The sequence below is a fragment of the Pseudomonas sp. 65/3-MNA-CIBAN-0223 genome, from assembly GCF_040310425.1.
GTDB lineage: Bacteria > Pseudomonadota > Gammaproteobacteria > Pseudomonadales > Pseudomonadaceae > Aquipseudomonas > Aquipseudomonas gregormendelii.
In genome coordinates this window covers 1-273 of the sequence record NZ_JBEOPV010000138.1, presented here as the reverse complement: position 1 = coordinate 273, position 273 = coordinate 1, and the positions used below count along the sequence as shown (strand labels likewise).

Here is a 273-nt window from a genome sequence, read left to right as displayed (position 1 = left end):
GTCTTCGACTCCCCTTCCGGTAAGGTGCCTGGCAGGAACGTCCTGCTGCTGGCACGTGAAAACGATCTGCTACACCCCCGTCTCGGGTTGGTGATTGGTAAGAAAAGCGTCAAGCTTTCTGTCGAGCGCAACCGCATCAAGCGGCAGCTACGCGAGACTTTCCGTCATCACCAACTGGAACTGGCGGGCTGGGACATCGTGATCATCGCCCGAAAGGGATTGGCTGATCTGGACAACCCTGAACTGGCAAAGCAATTTGCCAAGCTCTGGAAA

Annotated in this window: 1 protein-coding gene; it reads left to right on the top strand. The window is 56.0% G+C overall.

Translation table 11 applies throughout. From position 1 onward, the window contains the following. Positions 1-273, top strand: a 273-nt coding sequence (gene rnpA / locus AAEZ09_RS28265) for a ribonuclease P protein component (protein WP_350601648.1), incomplete at both ends; no start/stop codon positions are given.